The organism is Vibrio sp. 2130-1 (genome assembly GCF_033339515.1).
This window is the reverse complement of sequence record NZ_JAWOUT010000780.1, coordinates 1-504: the sequence shown is the minus strand read 5'-3', so window position 1 is coordinate 504 and position 504 is coordinate 1. Positions and strand designations below refer to the sequence as shown.

Below are 504 nucleotides of genomic sequence, written 5' to 3'. Positions count from 1 at the left end.
TCGACCATCATCGTGGAATTGAACGTTACCCGTTACGTAAGAAGAACCAGCAAAAGCGCCAGAAGCGAAAGCGAGTGAAAGAGCACTCAGTGCAAAGATGTTTTTCATAATTACTGCCTTTAATTATTCACGTTATGCGATGGTTCCATGGGCTTCTTTTCCCGATCATCGCAAGCCTTGGAATGTGCCTCCGTGGCGGTGGCCATACTGAAATAATTAATTCGCAATGGAAAATAAATCCGTTTAAAAAGTGATCTCGTTCAAACCCGACTCTATAACCATAACAAAAACACTGTTAATTACAGACACTTGCGTTGATTTATAAAAATTCGTCAAAAAAATAAAATGTGATCATCAACAACTAACGATTTAATAAATGGCGAAATAACCAGACTCACTTCACATTTAATTTCTATCTTTAACACCAAAACTTATTTATCAATGCAAAATATTAAGACTTCGATCACACTTAATTTCCTTTAAAAATAAAGAAAGCCTCAACAT

General features: G+C 35.7%; 1 pseudogene. It reads right to left on the bottom strand.

The annotated features are described in order from the left end of the window. Nucleotides 1–108: pseudogene (locus R7Q09_RS28670) on the bottom strand (porin); the annotation flags it as partial. Nucleotides 109–504 lie beyond the last annotated feature (396 nt).